At 63.5% G+C, this 22,231-nt stretch carries 21 protein-coding genes and 3 pseudogenes; 14 read left to right on the top strand and 10 right to left on the bottom strand.

All coding sequences use genetic code 11. The annotated features are described in order from the left end of the window. Window positions 1–38 precede the first annotated feature (38 nt). From PFU01S_RS14470 to PFU01S_RS14455, 4 genes are read right to left on the bottom strand one after another with little or no spacing between them, the layout of a single operon-like run. Window positions 39–245, bottom strand: a complete 207-nt coding sequence (locus PFU01S_RS14470; RefSeq protein WP_028687308.1) for a formate dehydrogenase subunit delta — start codon at window positions 243–245, stop codon at window positions 39–41. Further along, on the bottom strand, window positions 242–3,112 hold the full coding sequence (gene fdhF / locus PFU01S_RS14465; RefSeq protein ID WP_028687309.1) for a formate dehydrogenase subunit alpha: 2,871 nt from the start codon (window positions 3,110–3,112) through the stop codon (window positions 242–244). Before fdhF ends, PFU01S_RS14470 begins: the two co-directional genes overlap by 4 nt. Beyond that, window positions 3,109–4,668, bottom strand: a complete 1,560-nt coding sequence (locus tag PFU01S_RS14460; RefSeq protein ID WP_027915003.1) for a formate dehydrogenase beta subunit — start codon at window positions 4,666–4,668, stop codon at window positions 3,109–3,111. Before PFU01S_RS14460 ends, fdhF begins: the two co-directional genes overlap by 4 nt. Continuing rightward, window positions 4,662–5,144 carry a formate dehydrogenase subunit gamma gene (locus PFU01S_RS14455; RefSeq protein ID WP_028687310.1) on the bottom strand — a complete coding sequence of 161 codons (483 nt, stop codon included), beginning with the start codon at window positions 5,142–5,144 and terminating at the stop codon, window positions 4,662–4,664. Before PFU01S_RS14455 ends, PFU01S_RS14460 begins: the two co-directional genes overlap by 7 nt. Window positions 5,145–5,547: 403 nt before the next feature. Between PFU01S_RS14455 and PFU01S_RS21815 the strand changes: the two genes are divergently transcribed. Beyond that, window positions 5,548–5,970, top strand: a complete 423-nt coding sequence (locus PFU01S_RS21815) for a GFA family protein (RefSeq protein ID WP_080992888.1) — start codon at window positions 5,548–5,550, stop codon at window positions 5,968–5,970. Then, on the top strand, window positions 5,963–6,292 hold the full coding sequence (locus PFU01S_RS14450; protein WP_023534182.1) for a hypothetical protein: 330 nt from the start codon (window positions 5,963–5,965) through the stop codon (window positions 6,290–6,292). The genes PFU01S_RS21815 and PFU01S_RS14450 overlap by 8 nt, the downstream gene beginning before the upstream one ends. An 83-nt stretch (window positions 6,293–6,375) precedes the next feature. On the opposite strand, the gene PFU01S_RS22960 is transcribed toward PFU01S_RS14450, so the two are convergent. The 5 genes and pseudogenes from PFU01S_RS22960 to PFU01S_RS21445 all read right to left on the bottom strand — a co-directional run bounded on the left by PFU01S_RS22960 (window position 6,376) and on the right by PFU01S_RS21445 (window position 9,995). After that, on the bottom strand, window positions 6,376–7,239 hold the full coding sequence (locus tag PFU01S_RS22960) for a methyl-accepting chemotaxis protein (RefSeq protein ID WP_404940327.1): 864 nt from the start codon (window positions 7,237–7,239) through the stop codon (window positions 6,376–6,378). After that, a pseudogene (locus tag PFU01S_RS22955) lies at window positions 7,234–8,016 on the bottom strand (MCP four helix bundle domain-containing protein); the annotation flags it as partial. The gene PFU01S_RS22960 and the pseudogene PFU01S_RS22955, both read right to left, overlap by 6 nt. Window positions 8,017–8,137: 121 nt before the next feature. Beyond that, window positions 8,138–8,326: pseudogene (locus tag PFU01S_RS22950) on the bottom strand (methyl-accepting chemotaxis protein); the annotation flags it as partial. A gap of 129 nt (window positions 8,327–8,455) precedes the next feature. After that, window positions 8,456–9,058 (bottom strand): annotated as a pseudogene (locus PFU01S_RS22945) (PAS domain-containing protein); the annotation flags it as partial. A 604-nt stretch (window positions 9,059–9,662) separates the two neighbouring features. Beyond that, entirely contained in the window at window positions 9,663–9,995 is a 333-nt protein-coding gene (locus PFU01S_RS21445; RefSeq protein WP_050437996.1) for a hypothetical protein, read from the bottom strand. Window positions 9,996–10,268: 273 nt separating this feature from the next. Here PFU01S_RS21445 and PFU01S_RS14425 point away from each other — a divergent pair, with 273 nt between their 5' ends. Genes PFU01S_RS14425 through PFU01S_RS14395 form a run of 7 tightly spaced genes read left to right on the top strand, consistent with a single transcriptional unit; the run spans window position 10,269 to window position 16,550 of the window. After that, window positions 10,269–10,946, top strand: a complete 678-nt coding sequence (locus PFU01S_RS14425; protein ID WP_028687311.1) for a thermostable hemolysin — start codon at window positions 10,269–10,271, stop codon at window positions 10,944–10,946. Then, window positions 10,936–12,405: an AMP-binding protein gene (locus tag PFU01S_RS14420; protein ID WP_028687312.1), complete on the top strand. Its 1,470-nt coding sequence runs from the start codon at window positions 10,936–10,938 to the stop codon at window positions 12,403–12,405. Before PFU01S_RS14425 ends, PFU01S_RS14420 begins: the two co-directional genes overlap by 11 nt. A gap of 7 nt (window positions 12,406–12,412) precedes the next feature. Further along, on the top strand, window positions 12,413–13,093 hold the full coding sequence (locus PFU01S_RS14415) for an iron-containing redox enzyme family protein (protein ID WP_027915009.1): 681 nt from the start codon (window positions 12,413–12,415) through the stop codon (window positions 13,091–13,093). After that, the gene (locus tag PFU01S_RS14410) at window positions 13,080–13,886 is read left to right on the top strand and encodes an SDR family oxidoreductase (protein WP_028687313.1); all 807 of its coding nucleotides are present in this window, start codon (window positions 13,080–13,082) and stop codon (window positions 13,884–13,886) included. The genes PFU01S_RS14415 and PFU01S_RS14410 overlap by 14 nt, the downstream gene beginning before the upstream one ends. Then, on the top strand, window positions 13,883–14,524 hold the full coding sequence (locus PFU01S_RS14405; RefSeq protein WP_027915011.1) for a tetratricopeptide repeat protein: 642 nt from the start codon (window positions 13,883–13,885) through the stop codon (window positions 14,522–14,524). The genes PFU01S_RS14410 and PFU01S_RS14405 overlap by 4 nt, the downstream gene beginning before the upstream one ends. Window positions 14,525–14,526: 2 nt before the next feature. After that, entirely contained in the window at window positions 14,527–15,189 is a 663-nt protein-coding gene (locus tag PFU01S_RS14400) for a response regulator (RefSeq protein ID WP_027915012.1), read from the top strand. Then, window positions 15,186–16,550 (top strand): sensor histidine kinase, encoded by a 1,365-nt coding sequence (locus PFU01S_RS14395; protein WP_028687314.1) that lies wholly within the window; start codon window positions 15,186–15,188, stop codon window positions 16,548–16,550. Before PFU01S_RS14400 ends, PFU01S_RS14395 begins: the two co-directional genes overlap by 4 nt. Window positions 16,551–16,568: 18 nt before the next feature. On the opposite strand, the gene PFU01S_RS14390 is transcribed toward PFU01S_RS14395, so the two are convergent. Continuing rightward, a complete protein-coding gene (locus PFU01S_RS14390) occupies window positions 16,569–17,486 on the bottom strand; it encodes a LysR substrate-binding domain-containing protein (protein WP_241194968.1) in 918 nt (305 codons plus the stop codon). A gap of 227 nt (window positions 17,487–17,713) precedes the next feature. Between PFU01S_RS14390 and PFU01S_RS14385 the strand changes: the two genes are divergently transcribed. From PFU01S_RS14385 to PFU01S_RS14365, 5 genes are read left to right on the top strand one after another with little or no spacing between them, the layout of a single operon-like run. Further along, window positions 17,714–18,559: a transporter substrate-binding domain-containing protein gene (locus PFU01S_RS14385; RefSeq protein WP_028687316.1), complete on the top strand. Its 846-nt coding sequence runs from the start codon at window positions 17,714–17,716 to the stop codon at window positions 18,557–18,559. A 12-nt stretch (window positions 18,560–18,571) separates the two neighbouring features. Further along, on the top strand, window positions 18,572–19,234 hold the full coding sequence (locus tag PFU01S_RS14380) for an amino acid ABC transporter permease (RefSeq protein WP_028687317.1): 663 nt from the start codon (window positions 18,572–18,574) through the stop codon (window positions 19,232–19,234). A 7-nt stretch (window positions 19,235–19,241) separates the two neighbouring features. After that, the gene (locus PFU01S_RS14375; RefSeq protein WP_027915017.1) at window positions 19,242–19,961 is read left to right on the top strand and encodes an amino acid ABC transporter permease; all 720 of its coding nucleotides are present in this window, start codon (window positions 19,242–19,244) and stop codon (window positions 19,959–19,961) included. Then, window positions 19,931–21,433 (top strand): argininosuccinate lyase, encoded by a 1,503-nt coding sequence (gene argH / locus PFU01S_RS14370; RefSeq protein WP_028687318.1) that lies wholly within the window; start codon window positions 19,931–19,933, stop codon window positions 21,431–21,433. Before PFU01S_RS14375 ends, argH begins: the two co-directional genes overlap by 31 nt. Next, the gene (locus PFU01S_RS14365) at window positions 21,430–22,170 is read left to right on the top strand and encodes an amino acid ABC transporter ATP-binding protein (RefSeq protein WP_027915019.1); all 741 of its coding nucleotides are present in this window, start codon (window positions 21,430–21,432) and stop codon (window positions 22,168–22,170) included. Before argH ends, PFU01S_RS14365 begins: the two co-directional genes overlap by 4 nt. Window positions 22,171–22,231: the final 61 nt, after the last annotated feature.

Below are 22,231 nucleotides of genomic sequence, written 5' to 3'. Positions count from 1 at the left end.
GAGCTGTATATGCTAACTGCAACGGCAGCTAGCACCTTTCAGCCCAGCGCCTCCTTCACCTTGGGATCCAACCCCTCCCCCGCCTTATTGGCCTCAATCCATTCTCCCAACTGCCGGCGCATGGCCGGCGTCCAGAAGTTGTGTAGATGCTGGCGAACGCCCTGCACAGCCAGGTCCCGATTCGGCTCGCTGTCGAAGTAATGGGCAATCTGGTTGGCCATCTTCACCAAACTGTCCTGGCTCATTGGCGCACCTCGGCTTTCTCGGCGGTTCGGCGTTCCTGCAACAGCCGACGCTGCTCGTCGCTGAAGTCCTGGTAGCGCTTCTGCCACTGGGATGGCTGGAACACCTTGACCACCTCCACTGCCGTGACCTTGTATTCCGGGCAGTTGGTCGCCCAGTCCGAGTTGTCCGTGGTGATCACGTTCGCACCCGACTCCGGGAAGTGGAAGGTGGTGTAGACGACACCTGGCGCCACGCGGCTGCTGACCTTGGCGCGCAGCACGGTCTGCCCGGCACGGCTGCCGATACCGACCCAGTCACCGTCCTGGATGCCACGGCTTTCGGCATCGGTCGGATGGATCTCGAGGCGATCGGCATCGTGCCAGGCGACGTTGCCTGTGCGCCGGGTCTGGGCGCCGACGTTATACTGGCTGAGGATGCGCCCGGTGGTCAGCAGCAGCGGATAGCGGCTGTTGACCTTCTCGTCGGTCGGTACGTACCCGGTCAGCATGAACCGCCCCTTGCCCCTGACGAACTGGTCGATGTGCATGGTAGGAGTACCATCGGGCGCTGCATCGTTGCACGGCCACTGCAGGCTGCCGTGGCGCTCGATTTCGGCATAGCTCACCCGGCGGAAGGTCGGCGTCAGGCGCGCGATCTCATCCATGATCTCGGAGGGGTGCCGGTAGTTCATCGGGTAGCCCAGCGCATTGGCCAATGCCACGGTCGCCTCCCAGTCGGCCTTGCCCGCCAGTGGCTCCATGACCTTGCGAACCCGGGAGATCCGGCGCTCGGCGTTGGTGAACGTGCCGTCCTTTTCCAGGAACGAACTGCCCGGCAGGAACACATGGGCAAACTTGGCGGTTTCGTTGAGGAAAATGTCCTGCACCACCACGCACTCCATGGCCAGCAGGGCGGCGGTGACGTGCTGGGTATTCGGATCGCTCTGGGCGATATCCTCGCCTTGGCAGTACAAGGCCTTGAAGCTGCCATCGAGGGCTGCTTCGAACATGTTGGGGATGCGCAGCCCCGGATCAGGGTGCAGCGTCACACCCCATGCCTGCTCGAACTCGGCCCGTACACCTTCGTTGGAAATGTGCCGGTAACCCGGCAGCTCGTGAGGGAACGAGCCCATGTCACAGGAACCCTGGACGTTGTTCTGGCCGCGCAGCGGGTTGACCCCTACCCCTTCACGCCCGATGTTGCCGGTGGCCATGGCCAGGTTGGCAATGCCCATCACCGCAGTGCTGCCCTGGCTGTGCTCGGTCACGCCCAAGCCATAATAGATGGCCGCGTTGCCGCCGGTGGCATACAGCCGGGCCGCGGCGCGAATCTGTTGCGCTGCAACGCCACACACCTCGCCCAGCACTTCAGGGGCATTTTCCGGCAGGCTGACGAAGTCGCGCCAGCGGGCGAATTCTGCGGTTTCGCAGCGCTCGTCGATAAAGCGCTGGGCCAGTAGTCCCTCAGTCACGATCACGTGGGCCAAGGCGTTGAGCATGGCCACGTTGGTGCCGGGACGAAGTTGCAGGTGCAGCTCGGCCCGGGCATGGGGCGAGTCCACCAGGTCGATGCGGCGAGGGTCGATCACGATCAGGCGCGCCCCTTCACGCAGGCGGCGCTTGAGCTGTGAGCCGAACACCGGGTGCGCATCGGTCGGGTTGGCGCCAATGACCAGCACCACATCGGCCTTCATCACCGAATCGAAGCTCTGGGTACCAGCCGACTCGCCCAGTGTCTGTTTCAGGCCGTAGCCGGTGGGGGAATGGCAGACTCGCGCGCAGGTGTCGACGTTGTTGTTGCCGAAGGCCGTGCGCACCAGCTTCTGAACCAGATAGGCCTCCTCGTTGGTGCAGCGACTGGAGGTGATACCGCCGATGGAGTCCCGGCCGTACTTGAGCTGGATGCGGCGCAACTCGCTGGCGGCATAGGCCACCGCCTCGTCCCAGCTCACCTCCTGCCACGGATCTTCCAGGCGCTTGCGAATCATGGGCTTGGTGATGCGGTCCGGGTGCGTGGCGTAGCCCCAGGCAAAGCGGCCTTTGACACAGGCATGGCCGTGGTTGGCCCCGCCGTTCTTGTCCGGGACCATGCGCACCAGTTGGTCGCCCTTCATTTCGGCACGGAACGAGCAGCCAACGCCGCAATAGGCGCAGGTGGTGATCACCGCACGTTCCGGCTGGCCCAGTTGCACCAGGCTTTTCTCGGTCAGCGTCGCGGTCGGACAGGCCTGCACGCAGGCGCCGCAAGACACGCACTCGGAGGTCAGGAAATTGTCGCCGCCGGCCGCCGCCACCCGGGATTCGAAGCCGCGCCCGGTGATGGTCAAGGCAAAGGTGCCCTGGATATCTTCGCAGGCACGCACGCATCGGCTGCAGACGATGCACTTGCTGGGTTCGTAGTCGAAGTACGGGTTGGAAATGTCCTTCTTTTCGGTCAGATGGTTCGCACCGTCATAGCCGTAGCGCACCTCGCGCAGCCCCACCTGCCCCGCCACGGTCTGCAGTTCGCAGTTACCGTTGGCCGAACAGGTCAGGCAATCGAGGGGGTGGTCGGAGATGTAGAGTTCCATCACGTTACGGCGCAGGCCCGCCAGGCGCGGCGTTTCAGTGCGCACGACCATGCCTTCGGTGACCGGCGTGGTGCAGGAGGCCGGGTAACCGCGCATGCCCTCGATTTCCACCATGCACATGCGGCAGGAGCCGAAGGCTTCGAGGCTGTCGGTGGCGCACAGCTTCGGGATGGTCGTGCCGAGCATGGCTGCCGCACGCATCACCGACGTGCCAGCCGGAACGCTGATCGCGCGGCCGTCGATGTTCAGGCTGACCTGCACCTCGCTGTCGCGGGCGGGGGTGCCCAGGTCAGTTTGCGGATCGAAGATATGGATCATTGCGCGGCCTCCGCTTGGGTCAGCCCGAAATCGGCAGGGAAATACTTGAGGGCGCTGGCGACTGGGTAAGCGGTCATGCCGCCCATGGCGCACAGCGAGCCGTATTGCATGGTGTCGCACAAATCGCGAAGCAGCAGTGCATGGTCATGGCGCTCGGTGATGTCATCACTGGCGATCAGCCGGTCCACCACTTCCATGCCACGGGTCGAGCCGATACGGCACGGGGTGCACTTGCCGCAGGACTCCTCGGCACAGAACTGCAAGGCGAAGCGGGCCATGCTGGCCATGTTCAAGGTGTCGTCGGCAACCACCACGCCGCCGTGGCCGAGCATGGCGCCCACGGCCGCGAAGGCCTCGTAGTCCAGCGGTGTGTCGAAATGGCTGGGAGGTACCCAGGCGCCCAACGGCCCACCCACCTGTGCGGCCTTCAGCGGCCGGCCACTGGCCGTGCCACCGCCGTAGTCCTCCACCAGTTCACGCAGCGTCAAGCCGAAGGCACGTTCCACCAGGCCGCCATGGCGAACATTGCCCGCCAACTGGAACGGCATGGTGCCCAGCGAGCGGCCCATGCCGAAATCGCGGTAGAACGGCGCTCCCTTGGCCAGGATGATAGGCACCGAGGCCAGGGTCAGCACGTTGTGCACCAAGGTCGGCAGGCCGAACAGGCCTTCGAGGGCCGGGAGCGGCGGCTTGGCGCGGACGATGCCGCGCTTGCCTTCGATGGATTCGAGCAGCGCGGTTTCTTCACCGCAGATGTAGGCACCTGCGCCCACGCGCACTTCCAGGTCGAACGCCTTGCCGCTACCGGCCACATTGGTGCCCAGGTAGCCTGCCTGGCGTGCGATGACGAATGCCTGATCAAGTGTGCGGATGGCGTCGGGGTATTCCGAGCGCACGTAGATGTAGCCCTTGTCGGCACCCACCGCGAGGCCCGCGATGATCATGCCCTCGATCAACAGGTACGGGTCGCCTTCCATCAGCATGCGGTCGGCAAACGTGCCGGAGTCGCCTTCGTCGGCGTTGCACACCACATACTTCTGGGCAGGCTTGGCGTCGCGCACGGTGCGCCACTTGATGCCGGCAGGAAACGCAGCCCCGCCACGACCACGCAGGCCGGAATCGAGCACGGCAGCCACCACCTCGGCGCCGTCCAGGGCAACGGCCGCTTCCAGCCCGGCAAAGCCGCCATGGGCGCGGTAATCATCCAAGGACAAGGGTCGGGTGATGCCGGCGCGCGCGAACAGCAGGCGCTGCTGGGTCTTGAGATAAGGCATGTCTTCGACAGCCCCCAGCGCCAGCCGGTGGTCTGCCTCTGCACCGATCATGGCATCCAGCAGGCCGGGCACGTCCTGTGGCGTCACCGGCCCGAAACCCTGGCGCCCCTGCTCACTGTCGCACTCAAGCAGCGGTTCGAGCCAATAAAGCCCACGAGAACTGGTGCGCCGAATGTCCAACTGCACATTGCGCCGCTCGGCCTCGCGCTGCAACGCCTCGACCACTTGGTCTGCGCCGACGGCACGGGCCACCGAATCACCGGGTACATGGACCTTCAGCATGTGGCGCCCTCCTGGCAACCCTTGACCAACTCGCGTAGCCGCTCGGGCGTGAGCCGGGCGTGCACCTGACCGTCCAGCTCAAGGGCCGGCGAACAGGCACAGGCGCCCAGGCAATAGACCGGGCGCAGGCTGATGGCACCGTCGGCGCTGGTGCCATGGTCATCGAGCGCCAACTGCTCGCGCAGCTGTGCGGCCAGGGCCTCGGCGCCACGGCTCTGGCACGACTCGGCCCGGCACAGGCGCAGGGTGTGCCGGGCAGGCGCAGCGGTACGGAAATCATGGTAGAAGCTGATGACGCCCTGGACCTCGGCCCGGCTCAGGTTGAGTGCATGGGCGATCTCACCGAGGGCGGCATCGGGAATGTAGCCGACGGCATGCTGAATGGCGTGCAGGATCGGTAGCAGCGCACCAGGCGTTTGCTGGTGATCGGCCACGATACGTTGGACAGCGGGCAGGTTGAACATTTGATCAGGCATACAGCGGACCTCGGCATCACGGCCCGCCCCTGTTGTTGTATTGGCGGGTTCCGGCGTGTTCTGCTGCGGCGCATCAGCCACGTCACGGTGGCGTGGTGCTGACGGCCTCCTTGCCATCGACCGTGCGTCTGCGCGCGGGTCCGACGGCATCCTGCAAGCATGGCACTTGCAGCGCCAGAAGGTTGCGCGCGAACGACCAGGCACATTCTGAAACCGACGTCCGGTTCTTTCACTTACGGTGCGATCGTCGGACGGCGCAGCACAGGGCTGTGCACCCTGACGGTCCAGCGGGTGCAAGAACCGCTTCCCGGGTACCTGCTACCGACACGCGTGGCCAGAACCGGCTCGACTACCTTTGGCGCTGCGTTTAAGCTGGCGCCTTTTCGTACGCATGGAATCGCGTTTGTCCAGCACATACCAAGGAAGCTGCCTTTGCGCGGCAATAGGTTATGAGCTGCTTGGCCCGCCCAGGGCCATCAGCCACTGTCATTGCAGCCAGTGCCGCAAAGGCCACGGTGCTGCATATGCCTCATACGGTAGTGTGCCGCGTGAGGCGCTGCGCATGCTGCGCGGCGCCGACCGGCTTGCGGCTTACGCCTCGTCGCCCACAATCCTGCGCCAATTCTGTTCATCCTGCGGCTCGAGCCTGTTCTGGTCACGCAGTGCAGGCCAATACGCCGATTGGATCTCGATCGCCCTTGGCACCCTCGATACCCCCTTCATACCGACACGTGATACCCACCTGCATCTCGACGCCGCGGCGCCATGGCACCTGCCATCGACCCGGTCTGAGATCGACCCACTGAAAAGGAAGCCCAATGCGTAAACTCAAACTCGCCCTCGCCGCCCTGCCGTTCTTCGTCATCGCCGGTTGCGGCAATGACGCCCTGGAAGGCACCTATGAGCAAACCACGACCGTGATGGGTATCCAGAGCCCGAAACAGACGTGGGAGTTTTCCAAGGACTACATCATCACCAACGGCAACAAGCTGAAGGTGGATGAATGGGAGCGCAAGGATGACATGGTCACCGCCCGCAACAAGGATGGCATGGCGTTGATCAACGTACGCGTGCTCGACGGCGGCAAGCGCCTGGAGGCCGTCGGCGGTAGCGACATGGCCAAGAACGTCTTCGTGCGCGTCGACTAAAAAGCCTGCGCCCCGCCCACCGCCGATAAGTGCATTACGGCGGTGGGCGGGGCATGCCACGCTACAGATCGTCTACGCCCTGCTCAGAGCTTGAAGGTGCTGACCATGTCGTTGAACGAGATGGCCAGGCGCGACAATTCCTGGCTGGATGCGCTGGTTTGATGTGCACCGGCCGAGGTCTGGGTCGACAAGTCCTGGATGTTGATCAGGTTGCGGTCCACCTCGCGGGCCACATGGGCCTGCTCTTCGGACGCCGTGGCGATCAGCAGGTTGCGATCGTTGATCTGGGCGATGTTCCGGGCGATCCGCTCCAGCGATTCGCCGGTCGCCTGGGCCAAGGCCTGGGTGCTGTCGGCCAGGTTTCGGCTGTTGCCCATGGCCTTGACCGCATCGTCGGCACGCGACTGAACGCCTGTGATCATGGCTTCGATCTCACCCGTCGAGGCCTGGGTACGCGCCGCCAGTGCCCGTACTTCGTCTGCCACCACCGCAAAACCTCGGCCCTGCTCGCCAGCGCGTGCCGCCTCGATGGCCGCGTTAAGCGCCAGTAGATTGGTCTGTTCGGCAATGCCCCGGATCACATCGACCACCTTGGCGATTTCGCGCACGCTACCGGCCAATTCCCCCACGATGACCGTGGACTGCCCGATTTCGCTGTTCACGCTGGTGATGGCCTGCACGGCTTCCCGGGCCTGGTCGCGGCCACTGGCCGCTTCCTCGGACGTCTGCCGGGAGGCTTCGGAAGTGGAGGTGGCGTTGCGAGCCACTTCCTCGACTGCCGCACTCATTTGCGTGACCGCCGTGGCGGCGAGCTGAATTTCATCATTCTGGCGCGTGAGCCCGCGGGTGCTCTCATCTGTGACGGCGTTGAGTTCTTCGGCCGCAGAGGCGAGCTGATCCGCTGCATTGGCGATTTGCTCCAGGGTGCGTTTGAGGCCTTGCTGCATGCCCCCCAGGGCATTTAGCAGTTGCCCGGTTTCGTCGGCGTGACCTGTGGCCACGGGTTTGCTCAGGTCGCCGCCTGCAATGCGCTCGGCCGTGTTCACCGCCAGCGCGATCGGTTTGCTGATGACACGGCTGATGAACATGCCAAGCAAAATGGCCGCCACGAACGCCGCACCGATGCCCAGGTACAGGTTGAGCTTGGCCGCCGCCTCGTTATGTTTTGCCGCTCGCGCGCCTTCATCGATCTGCCGGTTATTGGACTCGACCATTGTGGTCAATTCGTCGAGCACGGTACGAAACGCCTGATGCAATTCGCCGGCCATCAATTGCCTGGCTTCAGCCAGATCACCTCGTGCGATGGTGGCTACCGTCCGATCCATGATGGCCTGGTAGGCTGGCCAGTCCTTTTCCATGCGATCGCCGGCAAGGCGTTCATCATCGGCCAGGGGCGTGGCTCGGTAGACTGCAAATGCCTGCTCGCTGCTCTGCCGGTTTTCTTTCATCGACGCAAGAATGGCAGCGCGTTCAGCTTGCGGCGCATTGATGGCGGTGGCCGCCACTAGTCGGTAAAGGTCGCGGCTCTGGGCAATGGCACTGGAGCGTGCCTCTGCAACTTGTGCCACGGACACGAGGTTATTGGAAAACACCTGTTGCAAGCTGGACGAGAGCGAGCCGATTCCTTGGCTACCGACAACTCCAACACTCAAGGTGATCAGTGCGCACAGCGCGAAAGCGAGGTACAGCTTGACCGACAACCTGGCATCGTAGAACCAATTCATGAGTTGAAACCTGAACGAAGTGAGAGAAAACAACAGTGTCAAAAGAGCGGGTGCAACGGACCTGTAGACGTAGCTTGGGCACCTGGCCTGCCAGCTGTCAGCCGCGCATCATGTCGGCCGCCTGTTCAGTGGCCTCCGTCGTGCGCGTGGCCAGCTTGCGTACTTCATCGGCCACCACTGCAAACCCCCTGCCCGCTTCCCCGGCACGTGCTGCTTCAATGGCCGCGTTGAGTGCCAGCAGGTTGGTCTGGCTGGCAATGCTCTGAATGGTGCCGACGATCTGGGTGAGCTTGGTGATGTTGGATTCCAGGGTGCGCTGGTGCGCAGCCTCCGTCTCGCGCATGGCCGACTGCTGATGCTCCAGGTCCACGTCCACCAATGCCCCGACCACACGTAATGGCGCGCCATAAGGGTCGCGCTTGGTCTGGCCACGGGCGCGGAACCAGCGGTACTCCCCGCTTTTCATCTTGAGTCGGTACTCGATATCGAACGGCGTCTTGCCTGTACGGTCGTTCAGGTGCGCCTGGAAGGCTTCCAGGCTGTAGGCCTTGTCCTCCGGGTGCAGGCGTGAGGCCCAGCTGTCCAACACATCCGGAAATTCCTCGACGGTTTCGAAACCCAGCAAACGCCGAAACTGGGGCGACCACCAGAAGGGGTTCTTGGGGTTGACCGGGTCACCGGCGATCACTTCCATGTCCCAGAGCCCGTCGGAGAGCATTTCCCGCGCCAGTTCGAAACGGGTGATGATCACGTCGTGCTCTTGTTCACGTTGCAACTCATCGTGGATGTCGCGCAAGGCGCCAGCAACGCGCAAAGGCACGCCACGTGCATCGCGCAGGGTTTCGCCCTGGGCGAAGAACCAGCGGTAGCTGCCGTCTTTCATGGCCAGGCGGTTGCGCACCCGGTAGGGGGTCATGCCTGATTTGTCGTTCAGGTGGCGGGCAAAGGCGTCCAACGTGGCGGCCTTGTCTTCCGGGTGCAGGCGATCAGCCCAGCTGGCCAGGACATTGGGAAAATCGCGCTCGTCGCGAAACCCCAGCATTTCGCGAAATTGCTGCGACCACCAGAAGCGGTTGCGCGGGTTGACCGGATCACCTGCCACCACTTCCATGTCCCACAGGCCTTCGCTGGAGGCACGGTTGACTAGGTCAAAACGGGTTTCCGAGGCGCGCGCATTGGCGTCGGCCTCGGCCAGCATCAGCCGGGCGTTTTCCAGCTCGCGCTCGAGCTCGGCAATACGGCCTTCACGCGCAGTGGCATGCAACTCACGCGAGGTCCACTCACGTTGCACGTCTGTCCATCTGGGGGCAGTGCGGCCACCGTCAGTGTGGGTTTGCGGGAGGGACGCAGCCAGCTGCGTGAGCGCCTGACGCTCGCCGCGGTTACGAAAAAGATGAAGCATGGGTCGGTACTCGGAGGAAGACGAAAAAGACCAATCCCTGGCTTCAATACTGGGTCACGCACAGCAATCGCAGGTCGCGATCACTGCTGCCTGACCGGTAGTGCGTACTACGACAGCAGCACAACGACAAAGGTTGCGCGGCAATGACATCATTACGATATCAGTTATGTGAGGGTGCCAAGCAAGCCCCGCGCGGGCCGCTAGCGCCGGCCACCCACACAGGCCAATCAGCCGGCCGGATCGATCAAAGACGCTTGTCGCCCTGGGCCCTTTTGGCAGCCAGCTCAGCGGCAGTACGCTTGCGGCTACGGTGCTGACGGTAGTAACCCATGCCCGCCTGGTAGGCAATCACTGCCAGAATCACCACCGAGGCGACCAGCCAACCGGTGGATGCCATGGCGCTGAAAAATCCGGCAAGCACAGGCTTGGGCCAGTAGCTGACGATGGCCAGGCTCAACCAGGGTGCAGCGATCAAGAACAGGACTGGCGCCCAAAAACCCCAGAAAAGAATCTCTCCCAACACCACGAAATTTTCGTTCCAGGACGGGCCTGGGGATAACGGTTTTTTTTTGGCCATGAATGCTCCTGCTTTCCACGTCGGCACAAGCGGTGCCGTTCCATGCACAGGTTGACGGCAAGGGTGCGGAGCAGGTCACAGGCCAGGTCTGCGGTAAATCGGACGGTGGCCATCAAGGGGGCGCTCGTCGGCAACGGCTGGCGATGCCATGTAGGCCCCGGAGAAACATCGCAATGGCATTCGTCGAAATCGAACCCGAAACAGCCTGACTTCAGATTCCCTTCAGATAAGCACTCGACACTGTCTCCCATCGAACCTGCTGGGAGACGTTTCATGACCCACCGTGACTGGAGCCACCTGCTTCCACTGGCCATCGGCAGCCAGGCCGATCGTCAGGCAACATTGTCGCTACACCTGGCAGACGACCCGGGGCGAATGGCCCTCGAGCGGTTCATACATCAGTGCTTTGCGCTAAGCCATCAGGCCGACATTCAGCATTTCCTGCCGCAATTACTGGCGTTTCACGACAGCCAAGGCCGGTTGACAGCCGCCGCGGGCATTCGCCCAGCCAATGACGGCCCCCTATTTCTGGAGCGCTACCTCGACATGCCTCTGGAAGACGCCGTGTCCCGTGTGGTCGGGGCAACCCTGCCGCGCAGTTGTATGGTCGAGGTGGGTAACCTGGCCTCGCTCAGCGCCGGCAGCGCGCGCTTGATGATCGCTGCGGTCACGTGGCTGCTGGCCTCACGCGGCCTGCACTGGGTCGCATTCACCGGCGCGGCGACGCTGATCAACAGCTTCCAGCGACTGGGGTTGACGCCCGTCGTCCTGGCGCCAGCCGATCCTGCTCGCCTTGAGGACCAGGCTGAAATATGGGGCACCTACTACAGCCATTGCCCTCAGGTGTTTGCCGGAAATATCCGTTACGGCTTCGATGCCTTGACCCGGTCAGGCGTCTTTCAGCGCCTTGGCTTTCCGGTCCTGACAGAGGAATCCGGTCATGCGGCATGAACTGAACCGCTTCAAGGCCTTGCTGAAGGAACACGCCCAACGTCAGCCTGACGCCATCGCCGTGCAAGGTGCCGACCAGCACCTGACCTATCGCGCCTTGTTCGAGGCGGTCGAGGTACGCGCCGCCTGGCTTGGGAGCCAACCTCAGGGCGCATTCGCCCTGGCCTTGGACAATGGCCCGCAACTGCTGCTGTGGGACCTTGCAGCGCTGTTCGCCGAACGTCCCTGCGTGGTCATCCCTCCGTTTTTCACCCGCGCTCAAATGTCCCATTGTCTCAGGCAAAGTGGCGTCACCCTGGTGCTGAGCGAAAGCGGATGGGACTCGCGCCTTGTCGAGCTGGGCTACGCCCCACACGCTCGGCCGGGGTTCTGGCTCTGTAAATCGTACGCTGCGGCGGCCATTGCGCCCGAAACGGCAAAAATCACCTACACCTCCGGCAGCACGGGATCACCGAAAGGTGTCTGCCTGAGCGCCGAGGCGTTGCTGGGCGTGGCCCATGAACTTGAGGCGGCTAGCCGCGCCAGCGCACCCATGCATCACCTGGCCGTTCTGCCACTGGGCGTTCTGCTGGAAAACCTGGGCGTATACGCCGCGCTGATCGCCGGGGCCTGCGTGCACCTGCTCAGCCAGCAGCACCTGGGCATCAGCGGCGCCACCCAGGTGGACTTCAAGCGGCTAGTGGGTGTGATTGTGCAGCGTCAGGCCCAGAGCCTGATCCTTGTGCCGCAACTGCTGATGGGGCTGGTTGCCGCTGTTGAACAAGGGGCGATGCCCGCTGAGCAGCTGAGGTTCGTCGCCGTAGGTGGCGCTCGGGTATCGCCCAGCTTGCTGGCCCGTGCCGAGGCTGTCGGGCTTGCGGTGTACGAAGGCTATGGGCTGTCTGAATGCGCGTCGGTGGTCGCGCTCAACCGTCCGGGCAGCGTCCGCCGTGGCAGTGTGGGCAAGCCGCTGCCCCACGTGCAGGTGCGCATCGCGAAGGATGGCGAGGTGCTGGTGGCCGGTTGCACGCTACTGGGCTACCTCGATGCCGCGCCTTTCGACGGTCGATGGTGGGCAACCGGGGACCTGGGCCATTTGGATGACGACGGCTACCTGTACCTCGACGGACGCAAGAAGCACCAGTTCATCACCAGTTTCGGCCGAAACGTCAGCCCTGAATGGGTAGAGGCCGAACTGACCCAGAGCGGCGTCATTGCCCAGGCATTCGTGCACGGCGAGAGCCTGCCAGGCAACGTGGCGTTGATCTGGCCGATGGACCCGAGCCTGAGTGACGACCAGATCGACCAGGTAGTGGGCCAGTGCAATGCACGGCTGCCCGATTACGCACGTGCCCACCACTGGCGACGCCTCACGGCGCCGCTCAGCGTCACCGATCAAACCCTGACAGCCAACGGCCGCCCTCGGCGCGAGGCGATTCTTGAACGCTATCAATCTCTGATCCGCATACCCCAGGAGTGAGTTCGCCATGTCCTTCTTTGAAACGTTGCAACTGCAAACCGCCCATGAGCGCCAGGCGCTGTTCGGCGTTCCGGTGATCCGCGAGGCCATGGCTGGGCAGGTCAGCCTCGACAGCTACATCGCATTTCTCACCCAGGCCTACTACCACGTGCGCCACACCGTCCCGCTGATGATGGCATGCGGGGCGCGCCTGCCCGCCCGGCTCGAATGGCTGCGCGGTGCCGTGTGCGAGTACATCGAGGAAGAATACGGCCATGAACAGTGGATCCTCAACGACATCGAGGCCTGTGGGGGCGACTGGGAGGCGGTACGCGACGGCCGACCCGCGCAGTCGATCGAGCTCATGGTCGCTTATCTCTACGACTTGATCGCACGGGGCAACCCGGTAGGGCTGTTCGGCATGGTCAACGTCCTGGAAGGCACCAGCATTGCCCTGGCCACACAGGCCGCCGGCGCCATTGCACACAGCCTTTCGCTGCCAGACCGGGCAATGAGCTACCTCAAGTCCCACGGCGCGCTCGACCAGGACCATATGGTGACATACAGGCAGTTGATGGACCGCCTGGACAATGCCGAAGACCAGCAGGCGGTCATTCACGCGGCCAAGATGGTCTACCGCCTGTACGCCGAGATGTTCCAAACGTTGCCCCGTGCGGGCCAGTCAGGGGTGCGCCATGCGGTTGCATGAGTCGATCGTGGTGCTCACCGGCGCCAGCGGCGGGATTGGCCTGGAGCTGGCCGAGCAGCTCTGCCATGCCGGCGCGCAGGTTTTGGCCGTGAGTCGGCACATGGGCAAACTGGCCAGCCTGATGAACCGCTACCCAGGCAGCCTGCGCTGGCAGTCGGCGGACTTGCGGACACAGGAAGGCCGGGCACAGGTCGTGACGCGCGCGCGCGAACTGGGCGGCTTCAATGTGCTGATCAACGCTGCCGGGGTCAATCGCTTCGCCTTGCTCGACCAACTGGACGAACAGGCCCTCGATGAGCTGCTGGACATCAACCTGAAGGCACCTTTGCAACTGACCCGGGCTTGCTTGCCTCTTCTGCGCGAGCAACCCAAGGCGTTGGTCGTCAACGTCGGCTCGACTTACGGCTCGATCGGCTACCCCGGCTATGCCAGCTACTGCGCCAGCAAGTTCGCGCTGCGCGGGTTTTCCGAAGCACTGCGCCGTGAATTGGCCGACACCCCGGTCAATGTGCTGTACGTCGCGCCACGCGCAACCCGCACCAGCATGAACAGCAGCGCCGCTACCGCCCTCAACCAGGCGCTGAAGGTAGGCATGGACGACCCGGTCTACGTTGCCAAAGCCGTGCTCCAGGCGGTCCAGTCCGAGCGCAGCGAGCTCTACCTGGGCTGGCCGGAGAAAATGTTCGTGCGCCTGAACGGCATCCTGCCAGGGTTGGTAGATCGAGCCTTGCGTAAACAACTGCCCTTGATTCGGCGCCATATCGGCAGCCACATAAAGGAACCGAGCAAATGAAGCCCATCGTACTGGCCAGCCTGCTGGCATTTACCCCGTTTGGCTGGGCGCTTGATCAGACAGGCGCCCAACACCTGCACGACTTGCAGCAACAATGGGCGCATATCCAATATCAGTTGCCCAAGGATCAACGCGCAGGCGCGTTCGAGAAGCTGGCAAACGAGGCGGCCGTTTTCGTCCGCCAGAACCCCAATACCCCCGAGCCTCTGATCTGGGACGGCATCATCAACAGCAGCTGGGCTGGCGCAACCGGTGGGCTGAGTGCGCTAGGCAAGGTCAAGGCCGCCAAGGCCAGCCTGGAAAAGGCCATCGCCCTCGACCCTCAAGCCCTGCAAGGCTCGGCCTACACCAGCCTGGGCACCTTGTATGACCAGGTTCCAGGCTGGCCCATCGGCTTCGGGGATGACGACAAAGCCGACACGCTGCTCAGGCAGGCCTTGAAAATCAATCCCGCAGGCATCGACAGCAACTATTTCTGGGGCGATCATTTGGTGCGTCAGAAGCGTTACAGTGAGGCCAGGGCTGCGCTGCACAAGGCGTTGCAGGCACCGCCCAGGCCGGGCCGGGAATTGGCCGATGAGGGCCGGCGTGCCGATATCAATGCTTTACTCGACACCATCAAGGACAAACAGGACTAGACATGCGCCTGCTGCTGGTTGAGGACGATAGCGCGTTGGGTGAAGGCATCTGCGATGGTTTGCGCCAGGAGGGCTATACCCTTGACTGGTTGCAGGACGGCGTCAGTGGCTTGCACGCCTTGCAGCATGAAGCATTCGACGTGTTGATACTGGACCTGGGCCTCCCACGCCTGGACGGCATTGAATTGTTGCGGCGGCTTCGCGCGGGAGGCAACAGCCTGCCGGTGCTGATTCTCACCGCACGCGATGCCTTGGACGATCGCATCGCAGGGCTTGACGCCGGGGCGGATGACTACCTGGTCAAACCCTTCGACCTCAATGAACTCAAGGCACGCCTGCGTGCACTGCTGCGCCGCAGCGCTGGCCGCGCCACGGTGCTGATCGAGCACGGCGGTGTCAGCTTGGACCCGGCAACCCAGCAGGTGCATTTCAAGGGGGCCGAAGTGGTGCTCACGCCCAAGGAGTACCGGCTGCTGCACGAGCTACTCGCCCAGCCCGGCAAAGTCTTTACCCGCGAACGCCTGACGCAGTTGCTCTATGGCTGGGACGAGGAGCCGGAGAGCAATACCCTGGAAGTGAACATCTATCAGCTGCGCAAGAAACTGTTCAATGGCCTGATACGCACCGTGCGTGGTATCGGCTACCTGGTCGAGGCCAAGGTATGAGGTCGCTACGCCAGCGCACGCTGTGGCGCGTCATGCTCTTGCTGCTGATCGGCACCGGCTTGCTTGCGTTGTACAACTACCACGACAGCCGCCATGAAATTAACGAAGTGTACGACGCGCACCTTGCCCAGAACGCACGCCTGCTCCAGGGAGTAATGAGCATGCCAGTGCAAGGCGGCGCGCGTGACGACCTGTACCGTGCCTTCAACGCCGCGCTGGCTCAGGCGGGCCGACACCGAGTGGGGCATCCCTACGAGAGCAAGCTGGCCTTCCAGGTCTGGGACGAAAACGCCACCCTGATGGTGCAGACGCCCAGCGCACCTCGCCTGGACCCGCGGCCCATGCGGCCTGGGTTTTACGACTTCACCAGCGACGACAAGCAATGGCGCGGCTTCGTGCTACCTGTGCCCGAGAAAGGCTGGGTGATCTGGGTGGGTGAACGCGATGACGTGCGCTATGACTTGATCGACCGAATCGTTCGTCACACCTTGATGCCATTTCTGCTGGGGGCCCTGGCGCTTGCCGTGCTGGTATGGGCCGCCATTGGCTGGGGGCTCAAGCCGTTGAAGAACATGGCAGACGTCATTCGCGCGCGGCATGCCGAATCACTCGAACCGCTGCAGCTGGTGCCGCTGCCATCGGAGCTCGAGCCCATGCAGGCTGCCCTCAATCGCCTGCTGGCGCAGATCAAGGACCTGCTGCGCCGTGAACATCGCTTCATTGCCGACGCGGCCCACGAAATGCGAACACCCTTGGCGGTGTTGCGCCTGCATGCGCAGAACGCACTGGCTGCCAGCAACGACGTCGAACGCAACAAGGCCTTGACGTTCCTGATGGGCGGTGTGGATCGGTTGACGCGAGTGGTCAACCAACTGCTGACACTGGCCCGCGTGGAGCCTCGGCTCGGCCATCGCCCCCATGAGCCTGTCGACCTTGCCGAGGTGGTCACCGACATCCTGGCCGAGCTTACCCCTTGGATACTGGACAAAGGGCTGGAGCCCTCGCTGGAAATAGAGGGCGGCGAGCACCGTGTAGCCGTCGACGCCAGCGCGTTGGGCATTGCATTGCAGAACCTGATGTCCAACGCGGTCGAGCACTCGCCTCTCGGGGGGCGCATCACGGTCTCGCTGCGGGGCCACGATGAGCGTGTCGAGTTGGTGGTGGAAGACGAAGGGCCAGGCATCGACGAGGCGAGCCTCTCACGGGTGTTCGAACGTTTCTACAGCCGCAATAGCCCCAACGGCGCTGGCCTTGGGCTGTCGATCGTGGCAACCATCATGGAGCACCTGGGTGGCCGGGTGGTCCTGAAAAACCGAGCGGCGGGCGGGCTAGAGGCAGCGCTGGTGCTGCCGAGGCAATGAGGCGCGGTACCGAGCCTGTTACCCAAGGCCAGCCGTACACGCCTGCGCCGCCTGCCCCAGCATTTCCCCCGCCAACACCCGAAATCGTCGAGTCAGCACGTTCTCCGGCCGGTCGGATGAGCGCAGCAGATACGTGTAGAACCGCAACTGCGGGGCAAACGGCCGTATGTCGATGCCGGTGTGCAAATACTCTGCCGCGACCAGTGGACTGACCACGCTCACCCCCAGCCCAAGCCCGACCAGTGAGCACACGGTGGCGGCATGGGTAGCGTCCAGGTTGAGCACCCGCGGGTCGTCATCGGCAAACAGCCGGTCGAGCCGAGTGCGCGAGCCGTCAGTGTGCGACAGCGATATGAATTCTTCGCCCTTGAGGTCCGCGGGCGTCACGGCCTGCAAGGCACCGAGCCGGTGCTCCTTGGGGAAGATGCACACACCCGGTACATCACAGATGATCTGGGACTGCACGCCCGCCATGTCCTCGGCCACATAAGACACCAGGCACACGTCGCAAAACCGGGTCGCGGCCCAGTGCGCCACGTTCGGCGAGTCGTTGGTGTGGATGGAGATATGAACGTGCGGGTTCTGCTGGCGAAAGCGCTGGATGATCTTGGGCAGCAAGCCATGGGTCAGGGAAGGCACCGCACCGATGCGCAATTGCCCGGTGCCCCCGCGCTTGAGGTGCTCGGCGGAGGTTTCCAGGCTGTGCAGCCCGATGAACGCGCGCTCCACGTCAGCGAAGAACTGCGCGCCCTCATCGGTCGGCAGCAAGCGCCCCCCTACCCGCTCGAACAACTTGAACCCATTGGCCCGTTCCAGTTGCGCGATCAGCCGGCTGACATTGGGCTGGGAGGTATGCAGCGCCTGCGCCGCTGCTGTCATGGAGCCGCTGAGCATGACCGCGCGGAAGGTTTCGATCTGCTTGAAATTGATGGCCATATCATTTCTGCATGACGGGTTGATGTATTGTCATTTGATTGCATGACGCGCAGATTTTATAACTACAACCACATCGACGTCTGCCCCGATGCAGCGCGATACCCCCGAGCGCATACCGGCAACAACACACATAAAACCGGTGCTCCAGCGTCACTTCAGCTCTGCCCTTGTACTCACGCATCGCTCCAGCACATTGGCGCGATGCAGCCCGGTAATCAGGAGGCATCATGTCGTTCTCGTATAAAAAACTAAGCGCTGCACTGGCCCTGACGTGCGTGTCGTTGGCGGCGGTATCCACCGTTCAGGCCGCCGACCTGCCAGCAGTTCCAGCAGCCATCAAAGAGGCGGACCACCTGCGCGCGGGTGTGCGCTGCGACCAGCCACCGTATGGCTATCAGGACAACAAGGGTGAATTCGCCGGCGTCGAGGTCGAAATGGCCAAGCAGATTTCGCTTTGGGCCCTGGGCTCGAAGGACAAGGTCAGCTTCACCTGCGTCACCGCCGAAAACCGAGTGCCGCAGCTGCTGGGCCGCAAGGTGGACTTGCTGATCGCCACGCTGGGCGTCACCCCGGAACGCCAACGGGTGATCGACTTCACCACGCCCTACCGGTGGGGTGCCAGTGACGTGGTCGTGAAGAAGGACAGCCCGGCCCGGACCATCGCCGACCTCAAGGGCAAGACCCTTGCCACGCTCAAGGGGTCGGTGCAGGCCAAGTGGTTCGAAGACCACATGCCCGACGTCAAGACCCTGCGCATGAACAGCGCAGCCGATGCCCTGCAAGCCTTCCGCCAAGGTCGCGCCGACGCCTACACCCACGATGCCGCGACCCTGGTGGTGGTCGCCGACAACGACCAGGATGCTCGCCTGATAGGCCAACCGTTCCAGATCTCCGACGCGGCCATCGGCGTACGCAAGAACGAAGCGCAATGGCGCGACTTCCTGAGCGCGGCGGTATTGCGCATGCGCGAAGAACACCTGTTCCGAGGCTGGGTGCAGCAGTTCGTACCCGAAAACATCCAGAGCTACTACATCAGCGTCTTCGAGCAGGCCAAGCCTGCCGAAGCACTTTGATCGGCCGCCATCATGGAGTTCGACGTCCATTATCTGATCGAGCAATGGCCTGCCCTGCTCGACGGTGTGCTGATGACGCTGCGCATCACGGCCCTGGCCATCCTGTGTTCCCTGCTGATCGGGGTGCTGGGCGGGGCAGTGCGCGTCATGAAGGTCCCGGTGCTGTCCCAGGCAGTGGCGCTGTACGTGGAGTTGATCCGCAATACGCCGATCCTGGTGCAGTTATTCTTCATCTTCTATGGCCTGCCGGCCATTGGGCTTGGGCTGTCGCTGTTCTGGTCGGGGGTGGTGTGCCTGTCGCTGTGGGCCGGTGCATACCAGATCGAGAACATCCGCGGCGGGCTGGCCACGGTGGAGCGCGGCATGCGCGAGGCGAGCCTGGCACTGAGCCTCAAGCCCCTGCAGTACTTCGCGCTGATCGCCATGCCCATCGCGTTTCGCACCAGCCTGCCGGCGATGCTCAACACCGCGATTTCACTGCTGAAGAACTCTTCCTATCTACAGGCCATCGGCCTTGCGGAATTGACCTTCGTCGCGGTGGACCGCATCGCCACGGACTTTCGCGCCATCGAGATGTTCACGGCCATCTGCGTCATGTACCTGGTGCTGGTGGGGGGGCTCGCGTTGATGACTGCGCGGCTGTCTGCCCACCTGCAACGCCCTTTCCGGCAGTGAGGCGACCATGAATTTCCTACTCGAAAACTGGAGCTTCGTGTGCAAAGGGTTGTTGATGACCCTGTACCTGGCTTTGGTGGTGTTGCTGTTCACCACGCTGATCTCGGCCGTGCTCGGCGTGCTGGCCACGGTCAAGAACCGCCTGTTGGGGTGGACGATCCATGCCTACGTGGAGCTGTTTCGCTCCATTCCGCTGATCGTCAACGTGTTCTTCATCTTCTTCGGTGCGCCGATGTTCGGTGTGGACCTGAGCCCGTTCGCCGCCGTCACCGTGGGCCTGACCCTGTGGGGCAGCGCCAACGGGATCGAGATCGTGCGTGGCGGGCTGGAGTCGGTGTCCAGGCACCAGTGGAAAAGCGCCTGGGCCCTGGGCCTGCGCCCCTGGCAGATCTACCTGCACGTGGTTGTGCCGCAGTCGATGAAAGCCATTCTGCCAGCCTACACCGGGCTGCTGACGATCCTGGTGCAGGCCACGTCCCTGGGCGCTTTGGTGGGTGTGGGGGAGTTTCTCAAGGTGGGCCAGATCATCATCGAGCGTGAAACCGTCATGACCGGCGTCAGCCCTGCCTTCGCGGTCTACGGCGTGGTGTTGCTGGTGTACTTCGTCATCTGTTCGGCGCTGACCTGGCTCAGCCGTTATCTCGAACGTCGTCTGGGTCGTCCGGCGGCACGTACTTCCATTGAAGAGGTTCCAGCATGCAAGCATCCAAAGTCAGTCGGCGCCTGAAGGAAAGCACTGCGCCGCAAGTGAACGAGTACATCTACCGCCCGCGCCTGGAAGGCTTTGCCAGCGGCTTCGCGAACCTGGGTAACGTCAACAAGGCGCACATCCTGATGCTGGCCGAACAGGGCCTTATCCGCGGCGAACATGCCAGCGTGTTGGCCAAGGGTGTGCTGGACATGGAGCAGGCAGGACCAGAGGCGGTCGAGCTGGACCCTTCGCGCGAGGACGCCTACTTCAACTACGAGGCGCACCTGATCGAGCATATCGGCGCTGACATCGGCGGGCGCCTGCACACCGGTCGCAGCCGCAACGACATCCTGGCCACCCTCGACCGCCTGCGCTGCCGCGACCTGCTGATGGACCTGATCGACGAATTGGCAACGGTACGGGCCACGGCCCTGTGCTGTGCCAAGCGCTACGCCGAAGTGGTGATGCCCGGCTACACGCATCTTCAACCGGCCCAGCCAATCACCTACGGCTATTACCTGAGCGCAGTGGAACAGGCCCTGGAGCGCGACAGCAAGCGCCTGACCCAGACCCTGGAGTCGATGAACCAGTGCCCGCTGGGTGCCGCTGCCTTCGCCGGCACGCCGTTCGACATCGACCGCGCGCGCACCGCCGAGCTGCTGGGCTTCGACGGCTACCTGGACAATGCCCTGGATGCCATCGGCTCGCGGGACTTTCTGCTCGAAAGCCTGTCGCACCTGAGCAACCTGGCGGTGTTCTGGAGCCGCGTCGCGCAGGACTATTTCGTGTGGAGTACCCATGAGTTCAACCTCATCGACTTCCCCGACAGCGTCGCCGCCACGTCCAGCATCATGCCGCAAAAGAAGAACCCCACCGTGCTGGAGTACCTCAAGGGCCGCAGTGGCCATATCGTCGGCCTGCTGATGGGTGCGAGCGTGACCATCAAGGGCACCAATTTTTCCCACACCGGCGACGGCAACCGCGAAGGGACGCGGGGCTTCTGGGAGGCCGCCGAAGAAAGCCTGCGCTGCCTGAAACTGCTGGACCTGGTGCTGCGCACCGCCACCCCCAACATCGACCTGGCGGCACGCCGCGCCGGTGAGGATTTTTCCACCGCCACCGGTTTGGCCGACCTGATGGTGCGCGAGGTCGACCTGTCGTTCCGCGAAGCCCACCATGTGGTCGGGGGCGTGGTGCGCATGGCCATGGACCAGGGCCTGCCGGCCCATCAGATCACCACCCAGATGGTCGATGCCTGCGCCCTCGAGCAGCTGGGTCATGCCCTGCACCTACCCGAGCAGAAAGTGCGTGATTGCCTGGACCCGGTCAGCAACGTGCAGGGTCGCAGCTCCGCCGGCGGCCCGTCGTTTGGGTCGCTGATGCCAAGCCTCGCCCGCGCCAGCGAGCGCCTGAGCGCAGAGCGTACGGCCAACCAGCAACGCCGCGCGCGCATGAGCGAGGCCGACCTCAACCTGCAAGCCCTGACCCGGGCACAGGCGGGCCTATGAGCACGATCCTGACGGTTCGCGACCTGCATAAAAGCTTTGGCACCCATGAAGTGGTCAAGGGCGTCGACATGGACGTGCGCCAAGGCGAGGTGGTGGTCATCATCGGCCCCAGCGGCTCGGGCAAGTCCACCTTCATCCGCTGTCTGAACAGCCTGGAACCGCCCTCCAAGGGCACCGTGGTGGTGGGCGATGGCGATCAGACCCAGGCGGGAAACCGTAAAGCCCTGGCCCGGCTGCGCGAGGACGTGGGCATGGTGTTTCAGGACTACACGTTGTTTCCGCACATGACGGTGCTGGCCAACATGATGCTTGCCCCAGTCAAGCTCAAGCGCGCAACCAAGGCGCAAGCCCAGGCCCATGCCCTGGCCTTGCTCGAGCGCGTCGGCCTGCAGCACAAGGCCGGGCATTACCCGGCCGAGCTGTCAGGCGGCCAGCAGCAGCGGGTGGCGATCGTTCGCGCCTTGGCGATGAAACCCAAGCTGATGCTGTTCGACGAGCCCACCTCTGCGCTCGACCCGGAAACCGTCGGTGACGTGCTCAACGTCATGAAGGGCCTGGCGGCCGAGGGCATGACCATGATCGTCGTCACCCACGAAATGGGGTTCGCCCGCGAAGTGGCCGACCGCGTGGTGTTCTTCGATGCCGGCAAGGTCATCGAGACCGGACCGCCGTCGCAGCTCTTCAGCGCCCCTGAACAGGCCCGCACCCGGCAGTTTCTGCAAAGCGTCCTGCGCTGAACGAACATCCTCTTCCCAATGCCGGTGCGCCCGCTTGCACCGGCCAAGCGTGGCTGCGCGC

This window comes from Pseudomonas fulva NBRC 16637 = DSM 17717 (assembly GCF_000730565.1).
Lineage (GTDB): Bacteria > Pseudomonadota > Gammaproteobacteria > Pseudomonadales > Pseudomonadaceae > Aquipseudomonas > Aquipseudomonas fulva.
The sequence above is the reverse complement of the archived record's forward strand: the minus strand, read 5'-3'. Positions and strand labels throughout refer to the sequence as shown.